Origin of the sequence: Micromonospora sp. CB01531 (assembly GCF_001905095.1) — a bacterium.
In the GTDB taxonomy this organism is placed as follows: domain Bacteria; phylum Actinomycetota; class Actinomycetes; order Mycobacteriales; family Micromonosporaceae; genus Micromonospora.
Map to the genome: position 1 here is coordinate 37,931 of NZ_LWLS01000089.1, position 21,153 is coordinate 59,083.

Consider the following 21,153-nt stretch of genomic DNA (forward strand, 5'->3'; position numbering starts at 1 on the left):
TCGGCGATGAAACAGGAAACCTCACGGGCGACCGTGAGAATCCCGGCCCCTTCAGGGCCGGGAGGATGTCAAAGGACTCCTGTCCGGCTGATGTCATGCGGCGCCCCCGCTGGGGCTGCAGAAAGGGGCGGATACAGCGTGTGGTCGTAGCTGTCGGTGAGGATCTGCTCGGCCTGCACGCCAGCGGCGGTCAGCGTGGTGATCGTGGCCTGAGTCATGGCCGGTGATCCGCAGACGAGGATGTCCGCGTCGGCCCAGAATCCCAGCCGCAGCGCGGTGTCAACCGCAGTGCCGACCTCGCCGTCCCATCCCCAGCCGGTTTCCACCGTGGGGACGTACCGCAGCCACCGGCCATCACCGGCGGCCCACCGGGTGCCGCTGCCTGTGGACGCGGCCAGCTGGGTGAGCGTGTCGTGGTCGTACAGGTCGCCTGGTGTTCGTCCGCCGACGACGAGGGTGGTGGGCCGACCAGGGCCCTGCCGCAACTGCTCGACGATCGCGCGTAGCGGCGCCACCCCGGTTCCCCCGGCGATGAGCAACAGCGGCCGGTGGGGCGCCCGGTCGTACGACGACAACGCGGTCCCGACCGGGTGCCCGAGCAGCAGGGTGTCTCCGACGGCCAGGCGGCGCACCAGGTGGGTGGAGAACCGGCCGGCGGCGCGGACGTGGAATTCCAGCGTCCCGGTGGATCGGGGGGCGTTGGCCGGCGACAGGTACCGCCAGGTCCGCAGGACCGGCACCTGCGTCGGCAGCGACTGCCCCGGCAGGTAGGAGCACCAGTAGTCCGGGCGGACGGTGAACACGCAGATGTCGGCTCGCCGGCGCTGCACGCTGGTCACCTCAGCTTCCCAGTACGGCGGTGACACCTGAGCCGACTCCTCCGCCCCAGCGAGCATCAGCTTCGCCACCGCCTCGTACGCCGCCGCCCACTCCGCGCGCAGGGCCGGAGTCCACCGGGGGCCGAGGATGTGCTCCAGGGTGGCCAGCAACGCCTGGCCAACCCAGATGTAGTGGCATTCGGCCAGCTGCACTAACTGGCCGTGCTGGTTCCAGCCGCTGAACCGACGGTGATCGGCGCCGAGGCGATGCGTGAACTGGGCAAGTGCGCTCACGTCGTCGACGTGGGCGATGATGTGCCCCAGCGCGGCGAAAAGCTTGTCCTCCTGATGATGCATGTCGATGGGGAACATCGACCGGGTCTCAGGGGCCATCACGAACAGGGTCGCGTAGAAATAGCGGGCGGCCTCCGGGCCGGCCACGGCCACCTCGCTCCAGCTCTGGCGCAGCGCCGCGATGTCCATGCCTCAGCCCTCCCGTCGTCCGGTCGGGTGGTGCCGATCCTGCAACGTCGGCCTCAGGAACGACGGCCGGGTGGGATGCCAGAAATTCGGGTCAGGCGGAGTCCGGATGTCGTAGTAGCGGTGATGCACGGCATGCAGCGCGGCCCAGCCGACCGATCCGTTGAGCCAGGACCAGTCGCCGTAAACAGGCCGTCCGGCGCGTTCCTCAGCAGCGCAGAAGCGCATGAACAACTCCGATTCGGTGTGCGGGTCGGAGATCCGGACACCGGCGGCCTGGAAGCTGTGCAGGACCGCCTGGTTGATGACCAGGGCGGCGTGCTCGCGCCACAGCGCGGACGTGCTGCTGGTGTCCAACTCCAGGCCTGCGGCCACCGCCCGCAACTGGTCGTAGCGGTCGACGTCGCTGAGGTTGCGGCTGCCGATTTCGTCGCCGAGGTAGTGTCCGTTGAACGGGGCGCAGCTGTAGTCGACGCCCCCGATCCGCAGCCGCATGTTGCTGATCACCGGCAGGGCGTACCACCGCAGCCCCAGCTCGGCGAACCAGCCGTAGCGGGGATGGGTCAGGGCAACCTCGCGGACCAGATGAACTGGCAGCTGCACCACCGTCGGGTCCTCGTCGGCTGTCTCGATGACCCAGGGCAGCAGGTCGAAAGGGCCAGGCGCCGAGGGCGGCTGCCAGCCCAGGCGCAGCGCAGCGGCAGCCATGCCGACCTGCGCCGGGTCACCGAGTAGCCGGTCGCCCAACTGCCAGCCGCAGTAGCGGATCAGCTGGTCGTTCCACAGCCGCGCTCGCGGGCCCGTCGTTGGGTGATCTGGGGCGAACACGGTGATGACCGGCCGGACCCGACCCCCGTTGTCGGCCACCCGCAGGTGCTCAGCCAGCTCAACCGCGATATCCGCCACGAGGGTCACCGTGCGCCGGTCACGGACCATGAGCCCAGACCAGCGGACTCTGCCGATACACCGCGCCGAATGCCGCCATGCCACCCTCGCCCCATACGCCAGCTCCGCCGGCGTATGCCAATAGGTGCCAGTCGACGCAACCTCCTCCCGCACCCCGGCGATACGCTCAGCCGCGCCCTGGAGCTGCCGTTCGGCGTAGTACATCGACAGAAACTCCACCGCGGCGGCGGTGACCTCCTCAATCGAAGAGCTGCCCGGCGGTAACGCTGTCCCGCCCAGGCACTCCGCCTGCTGCTGCCCAACCGCAACATTCGTCGTCACTCGGGTCTCCAACGGTGGGGGTTTCGGGAGTAGATGTGAGGATGCGTGAACCGGCCGCGACGGGGATTTGGGCCGGCGAACCGCCGCCGGCACTTCGGGCGAGTCCGGGTGTCAACCCTCCGGCCGGCGGCGGCCCGAATCCAACCGGAGGGGATGGGGCATACCCCGTCGACGGACCGGAACCGAATTCAGTTCACCCATCCCCGCTACGAAACGCGCCGCTGACGCCCATACCACGACGAACATGAATGAGGGAGGACGCGGTGTGGATACGGCAGCAACGGGCGGGTGGTGGTGTCGGTACTGGTCAGCATGTCGGAGACGGGTGCTGCGGCGGGTCGACAACTACAGCGCGCTCGCGTCGTGGGCTCGCGGTGCGCTGGAACCCGGGTGGCCGACGGACAGGCCAGGGCTGCGCGGGTCACGAGAATGCCAGCCCTGGCCCGCGCAGTGGCGATGGCGTGCTCGCGTGATGCCCAGGTCCGTCACGCCCTGACCCGACTACTGAAGTGGGCGACAACCTGCCACGTGACGGCGATCGCCATCGAGGACCTGAACTTCGACGGGGAGAAAACCCGAGAGAAGCACGGCCGCCGGAAGTGGTTCCGCCATCTCATCTCCGGCATGCCCACAGGCCAACTCCGCGCCCGGATCACGTCCATGGCCCAAGCGGCCGGGGTCGCGTTATCGCAGCCGGGAGCCTCGGGCGTGTCGCCTGCGGCGGCCAACAGGTCCGGCACAGCGTGGACGTAGCCGTAGGCGATCAGTGTGGTGACGTTGAAGAGCAACAGGTCCAGGCGAACTGCCAGCAGAGTCTGCGGATGTGAGCTCGGTTGTCCAGATTTACGGGCTCACACCGGTTCAGCGGCTGTGATCCAGGTCACTCGGGATGAACTTTCACCCAGCGGGCCACGTTCGGAGCACGCGGATGCCTCTCGCGTTCATGTAGGGGGAATGATGCGTTCAGTTCGCAAGATATCCGCGCTGGCGCTGTTGGTGCTGGGCGTTTCGGCAGTGGCTCCGGGTGGTCCGCCGGCGTCGGCGCAACCCTGGGCCGCGAAGCCGGACGCGACCGCACCCGCGGTCGCGTCCAAGCCCCGGACGGTTACTCTGCTTACCGGCGACACCGTCCACGTTAGCACTGTGGACGGCCACACGGCTGTCGATGTCGTGCCGGGCAAGGGGCGGGAACGGATCCCGTTCATCACCCACAGCGCCGGCGAGGACGTGCGGGTCATCCCCGCCGATGCCGTCGGCCTGCTCAACCGGGGCAAGCTCGACGCGCGGCTCTTCGACATCTCGATGCTGGTGGGTTTCGGCTACGACGACACCCGGGCCACCCTGCCGCTCATCGTCCAGCACAGCGGCGCCGCCTCCGCCGGCCTCGCCGGTGCCCGGACCATCCGGGCGCTGTCGGGGGCGAGCGCTGTCGCGGAGAGCCGCGCGGACGCGGTGTCGTTCTGGAACAACGTGACTTCCGCCGCGAGTGGCACCGAGCGGCGGCTGCGGGCCGGGTTCGACAAGATCTGGCTCGACGGGCTGCGCCACCCCACCCTCGACGTCAGCGTCCCGTTGACCGGGGCGCCGCAGGCATGGCAGGCCGGCTGGACGGGAGCGGGGGTGAAGGTCGCCGTGATCGACACAGGCGTCGATCAGACCCACCCCGATCTGGCCGGCCATGTCGCCGCCGTAGAGAACTTCACCTCTGACCCGGACACCCTCGACCGGGTCGGCCACGGTACCCACGTCGCCTCCACCATCGCAGGCAGCGCGGCCGCGTCGCGGGGCCGGTACAAGGGGATGGCGCCCGGCGCGACCCTCTACAGCGCCAAGGTCTGCACCGAGGTGGGCTGCCCGGAGTCAGCGATCCTGGCCGGCATGACCTGGGCGGCGCAGCAGGGCGTGAAGGTCGCCAACATGAGCCTCGGCGGCCCGGACAGCCCGGAGACCGACCCGATCGAGGCGGCCCTGGCCGACCTCACCCACCGCTACGGCGTGCTCTTCGTCGTCGCCGCCGGCAACGACGGCGAGGCCGGCGAGTCCACGGTAAACTCGCCCGGCGACGTGGCCGAGGCGCTGACCGTGGGCGCCGTGACCAAGACGGGCGAGCTATCCAGTTTCTCGAGCCGGGGTCCGCGCGCGGGCGACGCCGGCATCAAGCCGGACATCACCGCGCCCGGCGTCGACATCGTCGCCGCCCGCAGCTTGACCTCCGACCTGCCGCCGTTCCCCGCGAACCCGCGGTACGCCAGCCTCAACGGCACCTCGATGGCGACTCCGCACGTGGCCGGCGCGGCGGCGAACCTGGTTCAGCGGCACCCGGACTGGGCGCCTGAGCGGATCAAGGCCACGCTGATGGCGGCCGCGCAGCCGAGCGACGCCATCGGTGTCTACGAGCAGGGCGCGGGCTTCCTCGACGTCGCCCGGGCGATCCAGCAGACCGTGACGGCGAGCCCGGTCAGCGTCGCCTTCGAGCGGACCACCGCTGCGCAGCAGCGCAGGATCACGTACGCGAACAGCGGCTCTTCCGCCCTCACGCTGGCGGTCTCCCTCGACGCCAAGGACGCCGACGGCGCCCCGGCGCCGGCCGGCCTGTTCAGCCTCAACGCCTCCTCGGTGACGGTCCCGGCCGGTGGCACGGCCACCGTGACCGTCAACGTGCAGGCCGGCGCCGACCTGCCCGACCGCTACTTCGGCGGTGAGGTGACCGCCACCGGCGGCGGCACGCAGGTGCAGACCCCGGTCGCGCTCGACATAGCCCGCCACCAGCTGACCCTCAAGCTCATCGGGCCGGACGGCGGAGCGCCCACGCCCGAGCAGGGCTGGCTGACGGTCCTGACCGACCTGGACCGGCAGACCATCCTGGTGCTCGACAACCCCGCGGCCACCAGGTACCGGGTCCGCGCGGGCCGCTACGTGGTCCAGACCTTCATGTTGACCGGCGACCCGTCCTCCCCGCACGTCACGTCGCTGGTGCGCCCGAGCCTTGACCTGACCACGGACCAGGCGCTCACCATGGACACCCGCTTGGCGAAGCCGATCGCGGTGTCGGTGCCGAATCCGAAGGCCACCGCGGTCCATCAGGAGTTCGGCTGGACGATCCGGACCGAGCAGCCGCAGATCTGGGGCAGCAACGACCCGTTCGGCGTGCTGATGGCCATCCCCTTCAACCACCTGCGGACCGCGCAGATCGGGTCCGGCAAGACACCCGGCTTCGTCTCCTACGTCCACGGGATGTGGGGCCAGGTGGCTCCGGACGGCAGCCTGCACAACAGCCCGTACGTCTACCGGGTCTACCTCTATGAGCCGAAGAAAATGATGACCGGGTTGACCCGCAAGCTGCGCGCGGGCGACTTCGCCACGGTCCGCTCCCAGATCAGCGCGGACGTGGCCGGCGTGCCGGTTTCGCGGGCCGCAGTCGCCCACGCGCCGGGCAACTCGCCGATCTACCGCGATGAGCGCAACGTCCCGCCGAGCTTCACCTACGACGTGCCGAGCACCATCACCGAGTACTACAACCAGGACAAGAAGGCGGTGTGGCAGTCGACCTCGGTCCAGCTGAGGTACACGTACTACGAGTCGGCGTGGACCAGCTTCAAGCCTGGGCGCACGTACACGGTGAAGTGGGCCAACGCGGTGGCCGGGCCGGTCTTTCCGGCACCGAACTTCGGCCAGCAGTTCGCCACCCGCTACTGGGGCGACACGATCGGCGGGCCGGGGCCGCTGCACGGCGACGGCGCCGGGCACATGGGCTTCCGGCTTGTTCGTGGCGGCAGCGTGCAGGTGAGCCTCTACCGCAACGGGGTCAAGGTCGGCGACGCGAACGAGGCGCCCTGGGTGTGGGACGTGCCCGCAGACACGGGTGACTACCGGCTGACCGCGACCTTCCGCAGTGACCCGGCGTTCACCCTGTCCACGGTGGTCGACGCGCAGTGGACCTTTAAGTCCGGGCACGTGAGCGACGGCGAACTGGTGAAGCTGCCGATGACGGCGATCCGGTACACCCCGAAGCTGGACATCAACAACCGGGCACCGGCCGGCCGGCTGTTCGCGATCCCGATCTCGCTCGACCGTCAGGTCGGGGCGGCGCCGGGCCGGACCAGGACCTTGACCGTCGAGGCGTCCTTCGACAACGGCAAGACCTGGCAGCAGCTGACCGTTCGGCGGTCCGGCGAGAAGGCGGTCGCCTGGGTGCGCAACCCGGCCGGCACCGGCTTCGTCTCGCTGCGGGCCGCCGCGACGGACACCCGCGGTAACACGGTCAAGCAGACCATCATCCGCGCCTACCGGTACTGAGGGTGGGCCCCGGACGCGGCGCCCACCGGCGCCGCGTCCGGGTCACCGGTGTCAGAGCAGCCGGTCGCGGATCCGCCGGGCCATCGGCGAGTCCGTCCCGTCGAGCGTGGGCCTCGCTCCACGCCTGCCCAGCCAAGGCCGGGTCGCCGTTGGCAGAGTGGAAATTGCCGATGGAGACCAGCACCTCCGCATGTGGTGGGAAGCTGACCAATTTGATTAAGAATCCTCATTGATCATAGGATGATCGTGTGGAACTTCTTCGGCTTGCGAAGGCCGCGAAGCGTCTTGGTGTTCACCCGGTGACGCTTCGCCTGTGGGCTGATTCGGGGAAGATTCCGGTGACATGGGTGGGCCGCGAGCGTCGGTTCTCCTCGATCGATGTCGAGGCGATGAAGGTTCCCACCGGCGGCGGTGCGCGCCTTCGGTTGGAGGGCCTGTACGTGCGGGTCTCTGGCTCCAGTGGGCAGGAGTCCTCGTTGGAGGCTCAGGAGCATGAGCTGCGGACTACGTCCACCGGCGAGGTCGTGAAGGTGTTCCGTGACCGGGCGTCGGGCCTGCGAGAGGACCGGCCTGGCCTGAACCGGCTGCTGCGAGCCGTCGCCGACGGAAGTGTCACCGTGGTGCGGGTGACGCATGAGGACCGGCTTGCGCGCTTCGGTGTCGGCTGGCTCAAACACTTGCTGGCCGTGCACGGCGCCACCCTGGAAGTGCTCCATCCGAACAAGCTCGGCGGACGGGAGGAGTTGCTGCAGGACTTTGCTTCGTTGGTCACGACGTTCGCGGGGCGCCTGTACGGGATGCGGTCGGCGGAGAACCGGCGTCGTCTGCTGGCCGAGTCCGGGCAATGCCAGGCCAGCGACCGGTGAGCCGGAGGCTGCCGCCGGCCGGGGGCGAAGCCTCCCGTACCGCTGGCGGATCTGGTACTACCTGCTGGAAGCGGCGGGTCTGGACGTGCAGCTGGTCAACGCCCGCGATGTCAAGAACGTGCCCGGCCGGCCCAAGACCGACGAGCTGGACGCGGTGTGGCTGGCCAAGCTGACGGAAAAGGGGCTGCTGCGGCCGTCGTTCGTACCGCCAGCACCGATCCGTGTCCTGCGGGACTACACCCGTATGCGATCCGACCTGACCCGGGACCGCACGCGTTACTGGCAGCGGCTGGAGAAGCTGCTCGAAGACGCCCTGATCAAGATCTCCGCAGTGGCCAGCACCCTGAAGACCCTCTCGACCCGCGACATGATCGAAGCGTTGATCGCCGGGCAGCGTGACCCGCAGCAACTGGCAGGCCTGGCCCGCGGGCGCATGCGAAGCAAACACGCCGCCCTGACACAGGCGCTGACCGGCCGGTTCGACGACCACCACGGCGAACTCGCCCGCATCCTGCTAGACCAGATCGACGGCCTCGACACGCAGATCGCCACGCTCACCACCCGCATCGAGCAACTGATCGACACGCTGGGCCAGCCGGCCACCCCCGCGCCGAATCCCGCCGGCGGTGACAACGACTCACCACACCAGCAACTGCCGTCCACCACCGGCGCCACCCACAACGCGGTGCGACGCCTGGCCGAAATCCCCGGCCTCAGCCCCGAAACCGCCCAACTCATCATCGGTGATATCGGCCTGGACATGATCCGGTTCCCCACCGCCGGGCACCTCGTCTCCTGGGCCAAACTATCCCCCCGCGCCATCCAATCCGGCACCAAAACCGGCAACGGCAACACCGGTAAGGGCAACCCATACCTCAAAGCCGTCCTCGGACAAGCCGCCGCAACAGCGGCCCGCAACCACGGCACATTCCTCAGCGAACGCTACCGACGCATCGTCAAACGCCGAGGCAAAGGCAAAGCCCTCGTAGCCGTCGCCCGCTCCATCCTGGTGATCATCTGGCACCTACTCGCCGACCCGACCGCCCGCTACCACGACCTAGGCCCGGACCACTACGACAAGCGCATCAACACCAACCGCAAGGTCACCAGGCTCGTCCGAGAGCTGGAAGCACTCGGCCACACCGTCACCCTGCAACCAGCCGCCTGACAACACCACTAACATCACACCGGACCGGCCCCCACCAGCCCGGCGATGCCCCCTGCACAAGACCCGCCCTGGTCAGGCTCATTTTCCGGTCAGACGCTGCGATGCGGCAGGGCCTGGGCGGCGAGGTCGTCGGGAGTTGCCCCCTGGTCCTGGACACTTGAACCTTGGATCGTGATGGTCCGGGGAGATCAGGAGTCCCTGTCAGATGGTGAACAAGCACTACCCCGCGGAGTTCAAGGCCGATGCGGTCGCGTTGTACCGGTCTCGGCCTGGGGCGACGATCGCGCAGATCGCTGACGATCTCGGGGTCAACCGGGAGACGTTGCGCAGTTGGGTCCGCGCCGATGATCAGCGTCGGGGCGCAGCGGCCGGGCCGGCGGCGCCGCCGGCGGCCGGCTCCGTGGAGGACGAGAACGCCGCGTTGCGGCGGCGGATCCGGGAGTTGGAAGAGGAGCGGGACATTCTGCGGAAGGCGGCCCGGTATTTCGCCGGGGAGACGCGCTGGTGAACCGCTTCCAGTTCGTCGCCGACCATCAGCAGCGCTATGGCGTGAAGCGGTTGTGTCAGATCCTCGGGGTGTCCCGGTCGAGCTTCTACTACTGGCGGTCCACGGCGTCGGCCAGGGCGGCACGAGAGGCCACGGATGTCGCTCTCGTGGGCCGGATCCGGGCGGTGCACGCCGAGCACGACGGCACCTACGGGGCACCGAGGATCACTGCTGAGCTGCACGATGCCGGACTGCGGGTCAACCGGAAGCGGGTCGCGCGGGTGATGCGCCGCTTCGGCGTGCAAGGTCTGCGGTTGCGCCGGCGAACTCGTACGACGGTGCCGGATCCGGCCGCGGCGAAGGCCCCTGACCTGATCGGCCGTGACTTCACCGCCCCCGCGCCGAACAAGCGCTACGTCGGTGACATCACCTACCTGCCGGTCGGTGACCGCGGGTTCCTCTACCTGGCCACCGTCATCGACCTGCACTCCCGGCGCCTCGCGGGCTGGGCGATCGCCGGCCACATGCGCACCGACCTGGTCATCGACGCCCTCCACGCCGCGCAACGCACCCGGGGCAGCCTCCACGGGGCGATCATGCACACCGACCACGGAGCAATACACCTCCCGGGCCTTCGCTGCCGCCTGCACGGCGGCAGGGGTCCGGCAATCGATGAGCGCGGTCGGTAGCTCCGCCGACAACGCCGCCGCCGAATCGTTCAACGCCACCTTCAAACGCGAGACCCTCCAGGGCCGCCGCGCCTTCACCGACGAACGCCAAGCACGGCTGACCTCGTTCCGCTGGCTACACCGCTACAACACCACCCGGCGCCACTCCCGGCTCCGGCAGCAATCCCCGATCACCTACGAGAAGAACACCCGGCCTGCACCGGCTACGCTGGCCCCCGCCGCATAAACCCTGTGTCCAGGATCAGGGGTCAAGCCCCGTCCCCGGCTGCGGCGACGCCGGTGCTCACCCGCTGTCGCCCACTGCTTGAACTACGCGGTGTCCTGGAACACTCCTGCATGGCCACTGCGACCTGCCAGGCCATGCGAGGTCGGCCGCGCTCCTTGGCCCGCCCAACGATGTCGATCAGCACCCGCTGCTCGGCGGCGAACCAGGCCATCGCGTCGGCCCGGCCGGTGAAGCCGCGCCCGGTGACCCCACGCTCGGACGGCTCCCGCCGCGGCAGCGGCGGCCGCAAGGGCAGATGCGCCGCGTACGCACTGAGCCCTGGTTTCGGTGACCAGGGGAACTCCCTGGTGTGTTCAGGCGGTGACAGGCCTAGCGTGTCGAACATGACAAGCCTTCGCACAAGCTCTGTGATTGGGAGGGAGGACACCTGTGGACATCTAGGGCCACAGTCGTGGACTTTGATTTGATGCCACACCATCCAATTGTGAGAGATCGAAACATGAGTGCCCGTCCGATGCGTGGTCGGATGCCTGCTGCGGCGGTTCGAGGGCCAGTCCCTGCAACTGCCGTATGCCGGTGCTGCCCGCACTGAGCGGCACCATGACCCGCCGATCGGCGGCAAAAAGCTCTCATGATCCGGTTTAACCGTGAGTTCGGCGGCGACGAGGATTGACCACAACGTCGCGCCTTAATTCCTGATCTTGGCCATGTTTGTGCGGCTGGTGTGAGTGCAAGCACGGATAACAGGTCAGTGCCGCGGCGCCGGAAGTTCGAGTCCACCGATCCCATTGCTCGAAAACTGTGCGAGAACATCCGGTCAACCCGGGTGGAGATCCGGAAAGGATGAATACTGGTGCCTCCCACACGGTCCCTGCGCTTTTACTGCCCGCTGTCATGCGAGCAGCGTCCCGACGCTACGTACCTCGGTCAGCGTGCCCTGGAATGGGCCGACCACTTCGGCCTCGTTGCCGCCGCAGAGCGCCGGCGCCTTGCTCGGATCGACATCGGGCTGTTGACCAGCCTGGTCTTGCCGCATGGCCTATACGTTCCCGCCCAGATCGCCGCCGACTTCTCTGCGTGGCTGTTCGCCCTTGACGACCGTTACTGCGACGAGCGCCAGCAGAACCTGCAGCTACCGGAACTGGCCGCACTGCTCGCACGACTCACTCGCGTACTTGAGGCTCCAACGGCTGAACCTTCCTCTGGTTCTACCCCCGCCTGGCCCTTCATCTCCGCTCTGCGCGACCTGCGCCTGCGGCTAGCTGCCGTGGCCACTCCGACCCAAGTCGCCCGGTGGGTTGCGGCGATGCGCGCATACTTCACGGCGACCCTTTGGGAAGCGACAAACCGCACCCATAAGGTCATCCCTGATCTGGACGCCTACACCATGCTGAGAATGCACAGCGGCGCGATGGGGCCCTCTATTTTACTCCTCGACATCGCTGACGGCTACGAATTGTCCACCACAACTATGAGCCGACCAGACGTACAGGCCCTGATGGAAATGACCTGCGTCCTGGCCGGCTGGGACAACGACCTCATCTCCTACGACAAGGAAGCTGCTCGCGTGGGTGACGGGCAGAACCTGTTGGACGTCCTCGCATACCAGAACCAATCCACTACCGATCAAGCGTTGCACCAGGCCATCGCGCTGCGCGATCGAGTCATGTCCCTGTTTCTCCGGCTACGCGAACGAGTCCTTCACGATGCCTCGCCCGAACTCGCCCGCTATGTGACCAGCCTGAGTTATTGGGTGCGCGCGAACATCCAATGGGGCCAGCAGTCTGCCCGATACGGCAGCACGGACGGCCTCACCAACTCCATGCCACCCGGGCGGGCGACCCACCCCACCGACAATGACTTAACCCCCCTCCCCATCCCCACGATCAGATGGTGGTGGCAGACTCTCGATAGGGAGCAGTCCTTGGCCGCGTCAACTACCCGCCGATGAATGCGCGGGCTTGCGGATCACTGTCCTCGCTGGCTGCGAGGTGAGGTCGCGTGCGGGCGATTGACTGCGCCCCAGCTCACGACACCACGGGACGCGATGTTGCGAGCCGCGTTGTGGTCGGCGTGGGCAACGACCCCGCACGACCGGCAGGTGGAGGTTTCCTGGGTGGGTCGGTTCCGTTTGTCCCGATACCCGCAAGCTGCGCAGGTCTGGGAGGTGTACCGGGGGTCGACCTGTCGGTAGGCCGGCCGCCCGCCGGTCCACCTTGGCGCCGGCGGGCGGCTGCTTTCGGACGGACCCCCGGGGCCGTCGACGAGTCCGAGGGCGGAGGGCCGCGCCGGGCCCGGCGACGGACCGGCCGGCGGGTCAGTCGGCGCCGAGCGCGGTGAACGTCGCCCTCGCCTGTTGGCGGAACATCGGGACGAGCTGGGCGACCGGCTCGGGCATGCCGCCGATCAGAACCTCCAGTTCGTTCGGCGTGGCGATCCGGTCGAAGAAACCGATCGCGAGGTATGCGGCGTCGGGCGGCACGGTCGACATCACGTACGCGGAAAACTCGTCCCACGCCTGTTCGGTGACGTGCTCGCGGAGGGCCGGAAGGAGCACGGGCTCCTCGTGATCGAGGTGCCGGTGGACGATGTCGCGAACCTGCTCCGCGGCGAACGCAAAGGCCGGCTCTCCGGCGGGCGCGGCCATGAGCTCGTCCAGCGCGCGATCGAGCTCTTCGTGCTCGCCGGTGAGATCGGCCAGTGGCGCCGCGGTGCCAGGCGCCACCTGCTCAATGAGCGGCCACAGGCGGTCGTCCTCGGAGTTGTGGTGGTGCCGGAGGTTCTTCACTAGAAAGACCCGCAACTCGTCGAGCGCGGCCAGCTCCGCCGAGGGGTGGCGGGTGGCTTCGGCGAGCATGGTGGTGCCCATGCGGTGCATGTCGTGGACAACGCGCGTCTCAAGGACGGACTTCGGTTCAGGCATGCGCCGACGATATTGGGTATAGAGGCTTATAGCCAATAGAGAGCCGTAATAAAATGTGCATTGTGGATCCAATCACAAATTGAACCCGAACGCCCCGCGCTACGTCCACGACCAAGACCAATCAGCGGCGTGCCTCGATAGCATTCAAAGGCGTGGCACCCAGCAAATACCACTCCCCGCGCCGGGCGGAAGCCACGGCCGCTACCCGGTCCTCGATCCTGGCGGCCGGGCTGGAACTATTCATGGGCAACGGGTACGCGGCGACCACCGTGCCGCAGATCGCCCGCGCCGCGCGGGTCGCGGTGCCCACCGTCTACGCCCGCACGGGAGGAAAGGCGGAGATCCTCGCAACGCTGCTCGAGCCCCTCACGAACGACCCGGCCGCCGACGAGACACTCAGCGCGGTCGCGGTGTGCGAGGACCCCGTCGAGGTCGTCCGGCTCACTGGCGAGGGCGCGCGGCTCACCCACGAGCGGCACTCGAACCTCGCCGTCGGACTGTATCCACAGAGCCAGGCCGAGTCATCCGCCGCCCGGCTACGCGCCGAGATCATGCGGGCCTACCAGGACGCCCGCGCCGTTCCGGCGAACCGGCTCGCCGACCTCGGGGCGCTCCGACCAGGCCTGACCCGCGACGACGCGCTCGACATGCTCTGGTTCTATCTCAGTCACGGCGCCTGGAACGCACTCGTAGTGGACCGGGGCTGGACCCTACGGCGCGCGCAGGACCGGCTCACCGCTGCGGCGCTCGCCGCGCTGCTGCGCGAGGACGGCCGAAATGGCCCGAAGGTCCGCTCCGGACCACCGGGCGGGATAACGGCACCGTGAGGGTCGGCGGCGGTCACGGTCGGGTCACCAGACCCGCGTGATTCGCGCGGACCAGGCGCAGACCGAACCGCCGGAACAGGGCGTTACGCATAGGCCCCGGCAGGTTCCGTGCCCGGTCCCGGCGGTGGTTCTGGGCCAGGACGAACCGCACCCGCCCGGCGCGGCGCTTCCGGTACCGGCTCAGCATCGACGCGACGGCATACCCGCGACGATCGGCGGCCAAGATCTCGGCCAGCACCAGCGCGTCCTCGAGGGCCAACGCAGCGCCCTGGGCCATGCTCGGTGACATGGCGTGGGCGGCGTCGCCAATCAACACCATCCGGCCGTCCACCCAGTCCGCGCCGCGGATCTCGGACAGGGGGGCGAACAACGCATCCCCGCCGTGCTGCAGGAGGTCGGGAACTGGCGCCGAGAAGCCGGCGAATAGGTCCCGCCAGTCTCCAGCCGGCGGCCGCGGCACGGCGCTGTCGATCGCCGCAAAGCAGTAGACCGCGCCGCCGCCCACCGGCAGTGTGAGCACAGTACGGCCCCGGTCGCCGAGCATCGCCGTCCAGGTTCCTGCGGGGACGGCCGGGCAGGGTGCCAGGAAACGCCAGCAGATCTGGCCCAGGAACCGCGGCGAATCTCGCCGGCGGACGGCGGAATTGACACCGTCGGCGCCGACGACCACGTCGTACGTCTCCCGTGAGCCGTCCTCGAAGGTGACCGCGCCAGTGGGCTGCGCATCCCGGACCGCTGCACCGAAGCGCACCCGCGCGGGGCCTACCGCGCGGTAGAGGATGTCGTGCAGGTCATCCCGGCGGATCGCCACCGAGTCGCCCACCTCGCCCCACACCGCACCCAGCTCGAATCCGGCGAGCAGGCGTCCGGTCCGATCGCGGATCTCCTGCCGACGCACCGGTTCGGCGCGCGCCGCGAGTTCGACACCCAGGCCCAGCTCGGTCAGGGCGCGCACCGCGTTGGCCGGCAGGAACAGCCCGGTACCGCCGGTCCGGGGCGCCCGCTCCCGCTCGACGAGGTCGGCGTCCATGCCCCGTTCGGCGAGGGCGTGCTTGACGGCCAGCCCGGCGATCCCAGCACCGGCGATGAGGATGCGTAAATCGTCCACCTCCCGTACGACGGGCCCACTCGCCGAAGGTTCACCGAGGGCGTCATACGTCCCGGTGCGCCGCACCGTTCACGACGCGAGGAAGCCCAAAAATGATGCGGGCCCGGTCACACCGTTGAGACCGGGACGGCCGACCCCCGTCGTACCGGGGCATGCCCCAGCCCCTGTTGGCGGCGAATCCAATCGACGTGATGGGCGACATGAACAACTACGACGTGGTGGTGGTCGACGGTGGCACGGCCAGCGCCGTCCTCGCGGCACGGCTGTCCGAGCGCACGGACGTGCGGGCGCTGCTCATCGAGGCCGGTGGCGGCGAGTCGTTGCCCGCGACGTCGGTTCCACCCGCCACGGCCAACCACATCGATCATCCGACTGCGGACTGCCAAATTTCACTCGACGCCGCTGCGGCCGAGCGGCGGAACCCACACCCGGGGCGCAGGCCCGGAGCGTGGACCCGGGTGCCCGTGGGAGGCGCCCAGGGACTTCAACGGGCGCGAACCGAGGCCCAGGCCGAGCACGCTGGCCGACACGACGGCCGCATCGAGCCCCGCTCAGCGAACTCGAACTGGAGACGCGTCATGATCCGCCACTGCCGGTCCGCCCGCGCTGTCACCTTCGCCGCCCACTTTCTGTCCTTGGCCCAGGCACCGATCCCGGCCGCCGACAGCGGTTCAGCAGCTACCAGCCCCGTGCTGGGCGCCGGCACCCAGCCCAGGACCGGCAAGCCGACGATCAACGGTGCGTTCGCCGACGCCACCGGCGGGAATGCCGTCACTGCCCCGGTGCAGCGCTACGGGCGCACGGTCGTCGGGTTCGCCAACCCTCTGCGAAGCCGGGCGGAGGACTCCGCGCGGCTTCGGTCGCTCCTCATGACGATCAGCGGGTCGATCGCGCTGGTCGGCCGCTTTTAGCGCCGAGCAACGGAAACGGGACGACAACGATGAGTGGAAGCGAACCGTGGGGGCGGCGGTCGCAGATCGTCGGCCGCATCCAGGACGTGCAGCGGGTGTGCGAGTTCTTCGGGGATGGGCCCGGCCGCGGCCGGGGCCTGCACGTGGTCGGCGAGGCCGGGGTGGGCAAGACGACGCTTCTTGACGCGGTGGCCGAGGCGATGGCCAAGGCTGGGACGCGGGTTCTGCGCGCCGATGGCGTGGAGTTCGAGGCGGACGTCACGTTCGCCGGATTGCATCAGCTTCTGATGCCGGTGCAGGACGAGATCGAACGCCTGCCGTCCGAGTACCGGGAAGCCCTCCTGGTCGCGCTCGGCGTCGGCATGGGGCCGGCGCCGAACCGGCTGCTCCTGGTCAACGCCACCCTGGCCCTGCTGCGGGAAGTCGCCGTCGAAGCACCACTGTTGCTGATCATCGACGATCTGCCGTGGCTGGACCGGCCTAGCGCGGTGGTTCTCGGAATCGTCGCCCGCCGCCTGTCCGGCAGCCGGGTCGGATTCCTCGCCGCCTCCCGGACCGGCGGGGAGGGCGTGCTCGACCACGGCGGGCTGGACGAGCTCGAGTTGAAGCCGCTGGACGACGTCTCGGCGCAGATATTGCTCGCCGCCCGCTACCCGGGGCTGGCCGCCCGGGTCCGAGCGCGGGTAGTCGCTGAGGCCTGCGGCAATCCGCTGGCCCTTTTGGAACTTCCAGCGGAGCTGAGCGCACCGCAGCGGGCCGCGAAGGAGGAGCTGCCGGCCGTGCTTCCGCTGGGCGACCGTCTGCGCGCCCTGTTCGTCGCTCGCGTCACAAGCCTGTCCGAGGGAGGACGCAGGCTGCTGCTGCTCGCCGCTCTGGACGGCACCGGTGAACTCGACACCCTGTACTCCGCCGCGGGGCACGACACAGCTGCCCTGGCGGGCTTGGCCTGCGCCGAGCGCGATCGCCTGGTCCGGGTCGACTCCGCCTCCCGGCGCCTGAGGTTCCATCACCCGCTGATCCGCTCGGCGGTTGTGGAAGCCTCCACCATGACCGAGCGCCGTGTCGCACACCTGGCGCTGGCCGAGGCCCTGGCTGACCGGCCCGAGCGCATGGCGTGGCACCTGGCCGAAGCCGCGATCGAGCCGGACGAACAGGTGGCCCAACTGCTGCAGAATGCCGGGCACTCGGCATTGCGCCGCGGCGACACGGCCGGCGCCGTCGCCGCCATAACGCGGGCAGCCGATCTGAGTCCGACGCCCGGGGATCGCTGCCGCCGGCTGGCCGAGGCAGCGTATATCGGCGCCGATTCGACCGGTGACGCCGACAACGCGTCCGAATTGCTGCGGCGAGCGCAGAGCAACGGTCTCGACGGAAGCGGCGTCCTGCACGCGGCGGCCGCAGCGGTGTTCCTCCTCCTCAACACCGAAGCCGACCTCGACACCGCACATCGGCTGCTGGTCCGTGCGATCGAGGCGGCCGGACCGACCTACGACGCCACCGACACCGCTCTCGTTGACGCCCTGCACACCCTGCAGTTGGTCTGCTGGTGGGGCGGCCGCGCCGACCTGTGGGCACCGTTCATCGACGCGGTGGCCAGACTGGAACCCGTGCCGCCACCTGTGCTGGCAATGGCCGCACAGACGTTCCCCGACCCGGCACGCACCGGCGTCGCGGACCTGGCCGACCTTGACGAGGTCCGTGGCGTGCTGCGTCGCACAGCGGATCCGGCGCTGCTGGTGCGGGGCGCGACCGCGACCGTCTACCTCGACCGAATCGGTGAACTGAAGGACCGACTTTGGGAATTGGTCCGCTCCGCTCGCAACGGAGGCGGACCGGTTCGCCAGCACCTCGGGGCCCTGATGCACCTCTGTATGGAGGACTTCCTGACCGGCGAGTGGGAGGAAGCGCAACAGCTGGTCGACGAAGGAGCAGCACTGTGCGACGCCGGGTATCCCTTCTTCGCCTGGTACTTCCAGTACAACCAGGTGCTGCTACACGGCGCGCGCGGCGAGACCGAGGCCGGCGATGCCCTTGCCGACCGGATGCTGCGCTGGGCGGCGCGGCGCGGCGTCGGTACCGCAGCGGCATTCGCCCACCAGGCACGCACGCTAGTTTGTCTGGGCAGCAGCGATTACGAGGCGGCTTACCGCCACGCGACCGCCCTCACCCCGGCCGGGACTCTGGCTCCCTACACCGCCCACGCGCTGTGGGGTGCATTCGACCTGGTCGAGGCAGCGGTGCGTACCGGCCGCGAAGCCGAGGCCGCCGCGCATGTGCGGGCTCTGCGCGAGCAGGGGATCGCCCGGCTGTCCGACCGGTACGCCATGCTCGTCGCGGGCGCGGCCGGCTTGTCAGCTCCAGACGACGAGGCGGTCACCCATTTCGAGCAGGCGCTGTCGGCACCTGGGGCGGACCGCTGGGTCTTCGAGGCGGCGCGGATCCGGCTGGCGCTCGGCGAGCGGCTGCGGCGCACCGGCGCCAAGAGCAGGGCCCGCGAGCCGCTAACGGCGGCCATGGACGCCTTGTTCCGGCTCGGGGCCACGCCGTGGGCGGAACGGGCCCGCATGGAGCTGCGCGCGACCGGCCTGCCGACACGGCCAGAGGCCGCGAGGTCCCTTCTCACGCCTCAGGAAGTGGAGATCGCGCAACTTGCCGCATCCGGCCTGACCAACAAGCAGATCGGCGAGCGCCTCCACCTGTCGCACCGAACAGTTGGCGCTTATCTGTACCAGGTCTTCCCGAAACTCGGGATTACCACACGGGCGGCCCTGCGCGATGCGTTGACCGCGCTCGACGGCGGGGCAGGAGCTCCGCCGGTCTCGGCCGGAACCGTGACCGAGTATCCGGTGACGTGACCCTCAGCGAGCCGGGGGTTCTGGATCGTCGACAGCGGCTCCTCCCACCGCGGGCAGGCATCCATCGACCGCATGGCCACCGCGTGGCCCACCGCCAGTGCGGCGGGAGTCACTCGAGTGGCCCCACGGGCGTCACTGCGGCGGGGTGGCACCCGGCCTCATTCCGGCAGTTGCTCGCCGTGGTTTTCGGCGATCATGTATGCCGCGTACCACTCCGGCCAGTTCTCGTCGTGCTTGCCGCCGTTGCGGGCCTCGTATTCGCCGTGGGCGACCGCCGCCCGCTTGAGTGCGCCGACAAGGTCGTTCAGTGATGCGTACGTCGTCGTCCTCGGGTCGACCCGCCCAGGGAACCGCGTGGTGACCTCCTGGAGCAGGAAGCTGTTGCCGTCCGGGTCACGGAAGGCGGCGAACGAGCCGTAGCTGGCGCGGTCGTCCGCCGGCCCGCTGGCCTGCCCGTCGGCGATCTTCCCGAACTGGGCACCCGGAGCCGCCGGATGGAACGTCTCGCTCACCTTCACGCCCAACTTCACGAGTTCCTCGTACGCCGCCTGGATGTCGGAGACCACCAGGTAGATACCCTCGGCGGTACCCGGCGCCTGGGTAGTGATCCGGCTGCCGAACTGGATCGACGCCGGCGATCCCGGCGGGGTGAACTGGACGACTCGGAACCCGTTGTCGAAGCCGAAGTCGGCGTCGAGCCGCCAGCCCAGGTCCTGGTAGAACCGCTTCGACCGATCGACGTCGCTCACGGGGATCACGACCGCCTCGAGCTTGAAATCGGCCTTGCTGGTCTCGGTGCTGCTCATGCCTGCCACTCCTTGATCTTTCAGCGGAATCGCCGTCGATCACGAGCGTGCGCCACGACCCAGACCGTCACACCAGGGAACACCCTGGTCCCTGGGTGACCCGTGCACTGGCGTATGCGGGACCTCCGCCCGCGCCCCGAGGGCACATCGTTGCGAGCCCGGCCGACGACTCGGCCCGTGTCCTGGCACCGGTGACCGGCCCGTGGACCCACGGGCGCGGCGAGGGGCCGGTGGCGCTGATCGTGAGAGGGCAAGCTCACCCAAGGAGGCCCGCGATGACCACAACGCGCCGATTCGGCGCCCGTAAGCGGGTCACTCGGCCAGCACAAAGCAAGGCCTGGTGGTCGTGGCCGTTGACGTGGGCGCAGGTAGTGTGGACGCGCTGGACTGGGCGGCCGCTCAGGCCTCGGTCAAAGGCGCAGACCTACACATCGTGCATACGTGCCAGCCGCGCTCGGTGCTCGGCCAGTTTGCGCTGGCGGGCATCGAACTCGTGGCGATCGGCGCGGCCGAGTCCGTACACGACGCGGCCGAGAGGGCGTGCTCCATCGCGCCCGAGCTGGCCGTGACCACCCAGATCGCGCCCGGGCCTCCCTCGGCCAGGGCGCCGGCAGCGTGCTCGCCGGGTGACCCGCCGTTAAGGCGACCACGTCATATTCGGGGTGTCCTGTCCATGCTCCTTCCCATCAGGGAGCCGGGAGCCGTCTGCTCCCGCAGCATCCAGCCGTTGCCGCGCCCCAGCAAGAGGGAATCATGACTCGCTCTCGCGTGAGAAGAGTTGCAGGAAGAACAGGAAGACATTCAGGATGTCGAGGAAGATCGACGCGGCCAGCAGGGGAGCGGACGTGAGGTCAGTGGATCGCCGCAACCGCTGGAAGTCGAATGCGATGAGACCGGCGAAGATCACCAGGCCCAGGATCGAGTAGATCAGCGCACCGTTCGGGATCTGCACGAAGACGAGCACGATGCCCAGTACGACGAGGCCGATGAGAGCCCACGAGCCGACCCGGGCGATCGCCGTCAGGTCACGTCGAGTGGCGTACCCGGCGGCACCGAATCCGGCGACGAACAACGCGGTCGCTCCGCCGGCCTGCCATAACGCGGCCGGGTTGACGGCAGCGTAGTACCCGAGAGACGGCCCGACTGCCAGCCCCATCAGTACGCCGAAGACTCCAAGCAGCGCAAGTGCGGTTTTGGTTGATCGACGGACGGCGGATCGCAGCCCGAGCAGGGAGCCGAAGGCGGCGATGAAGGCGATGATGCCCACCGCACCGTGCAGGCTGACCAACTTGATTGTGGATCGTCAGTGATCATAGGTTGGTCGCGTGGGTCTTCTTCGATTCTCACAGACCACGGCGCGTCTGTCGGTGTTCACCCCGTGATGCTTGGTGTGTGGGCTGGTTCGGGGAGGATTCCGGTGACGCGGGCCGGCTGTGAGCGTTGGTTCTGCTCGATCGATGGTGGGT

At 69.0% G+C, this 21,153-nt stretch carries 14 protein-coding genes and 3 pseudogenes; 9 read left to right on the forward strand and 8 right to left on the reverse strand.

From position 1 onward, the window contains the following. Nucleotides 1-68 precede the first annotated feature (68 nt). Entirely contained in the window at nucleotides 69-1,301 is a 1,233-nt protein-coding gene (locus A6A27_RS26825; RefSeq protein WP_073837421.1) for a globin domain-containing protein, read from the reverse strand. Between the two features lie 3 nt (nucleotides 1,302-1,304). Continuing rightward, nucleotides 1,305-2,483: a nitric oxide synthase oxygenase gene (locus A6A27_RS26830; protein WP_073837441.1), complete on the reverse strand. Its 1,179-nt coding sequence runs from the start codon at nucleotides 2,481-2,483 to the stop codon at nucleotides 1,305-1,307. Nucleotides 2,484-3,668: 1,185 nt separating this feature from the next. On the opposite strand from A6A27_RS26830, the gene A6A27_RS26840 reads away from it, so the two are divergent. The 4 genes and pseudogenes from A6A27_RS26840 (at nucleotide 3,669) to A6A27_RS43435 (ending at nucleotide 10,257) form a co-directional block, all read left to right on the forward strand. Beyond that, nucleotides 3,669-6,821, forward strand: coding sequence for a S8 family peptidase (locus A6A27_RS26840; RefSeq protein ID WP_241825484.1), 3,153 nt, complete (start codon nucleotides 3,669-3,671; stop codon nucleotides 6,819-6,821). A 248-nt stretch (nucleotides 6,822-7,069) separates the two neighbouring features. Next, on the forward strand, nucleotides 7,070-7,687 hold the full coding sequence (locus tag A6A27_RS26845; protein WP_073837423.1) for an IS607 family transposase: 618 nt from the start codon (nucleotides 7,070-7,072) through the stop codon (nucleotides 7,685-7,687). A gap of 43 nt (nucleotides 7,688-7,730) precedes the next feature. After that, nucleotides 7,731-8,855: pseudogene (locus tag A6A27_RS26850) on the forward strand (IS110 family transposase); the annotation flags it as partial. A gap of 205 nt (nucleotides 8,856-9,060) precedes the next feature. After that, nucleotides 9,061-10,257, forward strand: a pseudogene (locus A6A27_RS43435) (IS3 family transposase). A 22-nt stretch (nucleotides 10,258-10,279) separates the two neighbouring features. Here the strand turns inward: A6A27_RS43435 and A6A27_RS26865 are convergent. Next, nucleotides 10,280-10,642 carry a hypothetical protein gene (locus tag A6A27_RS26865; RefSeq protein ID WP_143194174.1) on the reverse strand — a complete coding sequence of 121 codons (363 nt, stop codon included), beginning with the start codon at nucleotides 10,640-10,642 and terminating at the stop codon, nucleotides 10,280-10,282. A 468-nt stretch (nucleotides 10,643-11,110) separates the two neighbouring features. Between A6A27_RS26865 and A6A27_RS26870 the strand changes: the two genes are divergently transcribed. Further along, nucleotides 11,111-12,208: a terpene synthase family protein gene (locus A6A27_RS26870; RefSeq protein WP_073837427.1), complete on the forward strand. Its 1,098-nt coding sequence runs from the start codon at nucleotides 11,111-11,113 to the stop codon at nucleotides 12,206-12,208. A 17-nt stretch (nucleotides 12,209-12,225) separates the two neighbouring features. Here A6A27_RS26870 and A6A27_RS47660 read toward each other — a convergent pair. Next, nucleotides 12,226-12,438: pseudogene (locus A6A27_RS47660) on the reverse strand (zinc ribbon domain-containing protein); the annotation flags it as partial. 136 nt (nucleotides 12,439-12,574) lie between these two features. After that, nucleotides 12,575-13,180, reverse strand: coding sequence for a hemerythrin domain-containing protein (locus A6A27_RS26880; RefSeq protein WP_073837428.1), 606 nt, complete (start codon nucleotides 13,178-13,180; stop codon nucleotides 12,575-12,577). A gap of 152 nt (nucleotides 13,181-13,332) precedes the next feature. Here A6A27_RS26880 and A6A27_RS26885 point away from each other — a divergent pair, with 152 nt between their 5' ends. Continuing rightward, nucleotides 13,333-14,007: a TetR/AcrR family transcriptional regulator gene (locus tag A6A27_RS26885; protein WP_073837429.1), complete on the forward strand. Its 675-nt coding sequence runs from the start codon at nucleotides 13,333-13,335 to the stop codon at nucleotides 14,005-14,007. 13 nt (nucleotides 14,008-14,020) lie between these two features. Here the strand turns inward: A6A27_RS26885 and A6A27_RS26890 are convergent, their stop codons facing one another. Beyond that, nucleotides 14,021-15,181 (reverse strand): FAD-dependent monooxygenase, encoded by a 1,161-nt coding sequence (locus tag A6A27_RS26890; RefSeq protein ID WP_083672901.1) that lies wholly within the window; start codon nucleotides 15,179-15,181, stop codon nucleotides 14,021-14,023. Nucleotides 15,182-15,306: 125 nt separating this feature from the next. Here A6A27_RS26890 and A6A27_RS26895 point away from each other — a divergent pair, with 125 nt between their 5' ends. Together A6A27_RS26895 and A6A27_RS26900 are read left to right on the forward strand one after the other, a co-directional pair. Next, nucleotides 15,307-16,026: a GMC family oxidoreductase N-terminal domain-containing protein gene (locus A6A27_RS26895; protein ID WP_073837431.1), complete on the forward strand. Its 720-nt coding sequence runs from the start codon at nucleotides 15,307-15,309 to the stop codon at nucleotides 16,024-16,026. Between the two features lie 29 nt (nucleotides 16,027-16,055). Further along, nucleotides 16,056-18,881 carry an AAA family ATPase gene (locus A6A27_RS26900; protein ID WP_073837432.1) on the forward strand — a complete coding sequence of 942 codons (2,826 nt, stop codon included), beginning with the start codon at nucleotides 16,056-16,058 and terminating at the stop codon, nucleotides 18,879-18,881. Between the two features lie 158 nt (nucleotides 18,882-19,039). On the opposite strand, the gene A6A27_RS26905 is transcribed toward A6A27_RS26900, so the two are convergent. Next, nucleotides 19,040-19,687 (reverse strand): VOC family protein, encoded by a 648-nt coding sequence (locus A6A27_RS26905; RefSeq protein ID WP_073837433.1) that lies wholly within the window; start codon nucleotides 19,685-19,687, stop codon nucleotides 19,040-19,042. A 346-nt stretch (nucleotides 19,688-20,033) separates the two neighbouring features. On the opposite strand from A6A27_RS26905, the gene A6A27_RS47665 reads away from it, so the two are divergent. Then, entirely contained in the window at nucleotides 20,034-20,444 is a 411-nt protein-coding gene (locus A6A27_RS47665; protein WP_443190007.1) for a hypothetical protein, read from the forward strand. Here the strand turns inward: A6A27_RS47665 and A6A27_RS26915 are convergent. Beyond that, nucleotides 20,439-20,975 (reverse strand): Bax inhibitor-1/YccA family protein, encoded by a 537-nt coding sequence (locus tag A6A27_RS26915; RefSeq protein ID WP_073837435.1) that lies wholly within the window; start codon nucleotides 20,973-20,975, stop codon nucleotides 20,439-20,441. The genes A6A27_RS47665 and A6A27_RS26915 overlap by 6 nt on opposite strands. Nucleotides 20,976-21,153: the final 178 nt, after the last annotated feature.

What these genes read in the sequence shown, in the direction of transcription:
- A6A27_RS26825 (WP_073837421.1), bottom strand. Translation starts at nt 1,301, where the DNA reads ATGGACATCGCGGCGCTGCGCCAGAGCTGGAGCGAGGTGGCCGTGGCC.
- A6A27_RS26865 (WP_143194174.1), bottom strand. Translation starts at nt 10,642, where the DNA reads ATGTTCGACACGCTAGGCCTGTCACCGCCTGAACACACCAGGGAGTTC.
- A6A27_RS26880 (WP_073837428.1), bottom strand. Translation starts at nt 13,180, where the DNA reads ATGCCTGAACCGAAGTCCGTCCTTGAGACGCGCGTTGTCCACGACATG.
- A6A27_RS26895 (WP_073837431.1), top strand. Translation starts at nt 15,307, where the DNA reads ATGGGCGACATGAACAACTACGACGTGGTGGTGGTCGACGGTGGCACG.
- A6A27_RS26900 (WP_073837432.1), top strand. Translation starts at nt 16,056, where the DNA reads ATGAGTGGAAGCGAACCGTGGGGGCGGCGGTCGCAGATCGTCGGCCGC.
- A6A27_RS26905 (WP_073837433.1), bottom strand. Translation starts at nt 19,687, where the DNA reads ATGAGCAGCACCGAGACCAGCAAGGCCGATTTCAAGCTCGAGGCGGTC.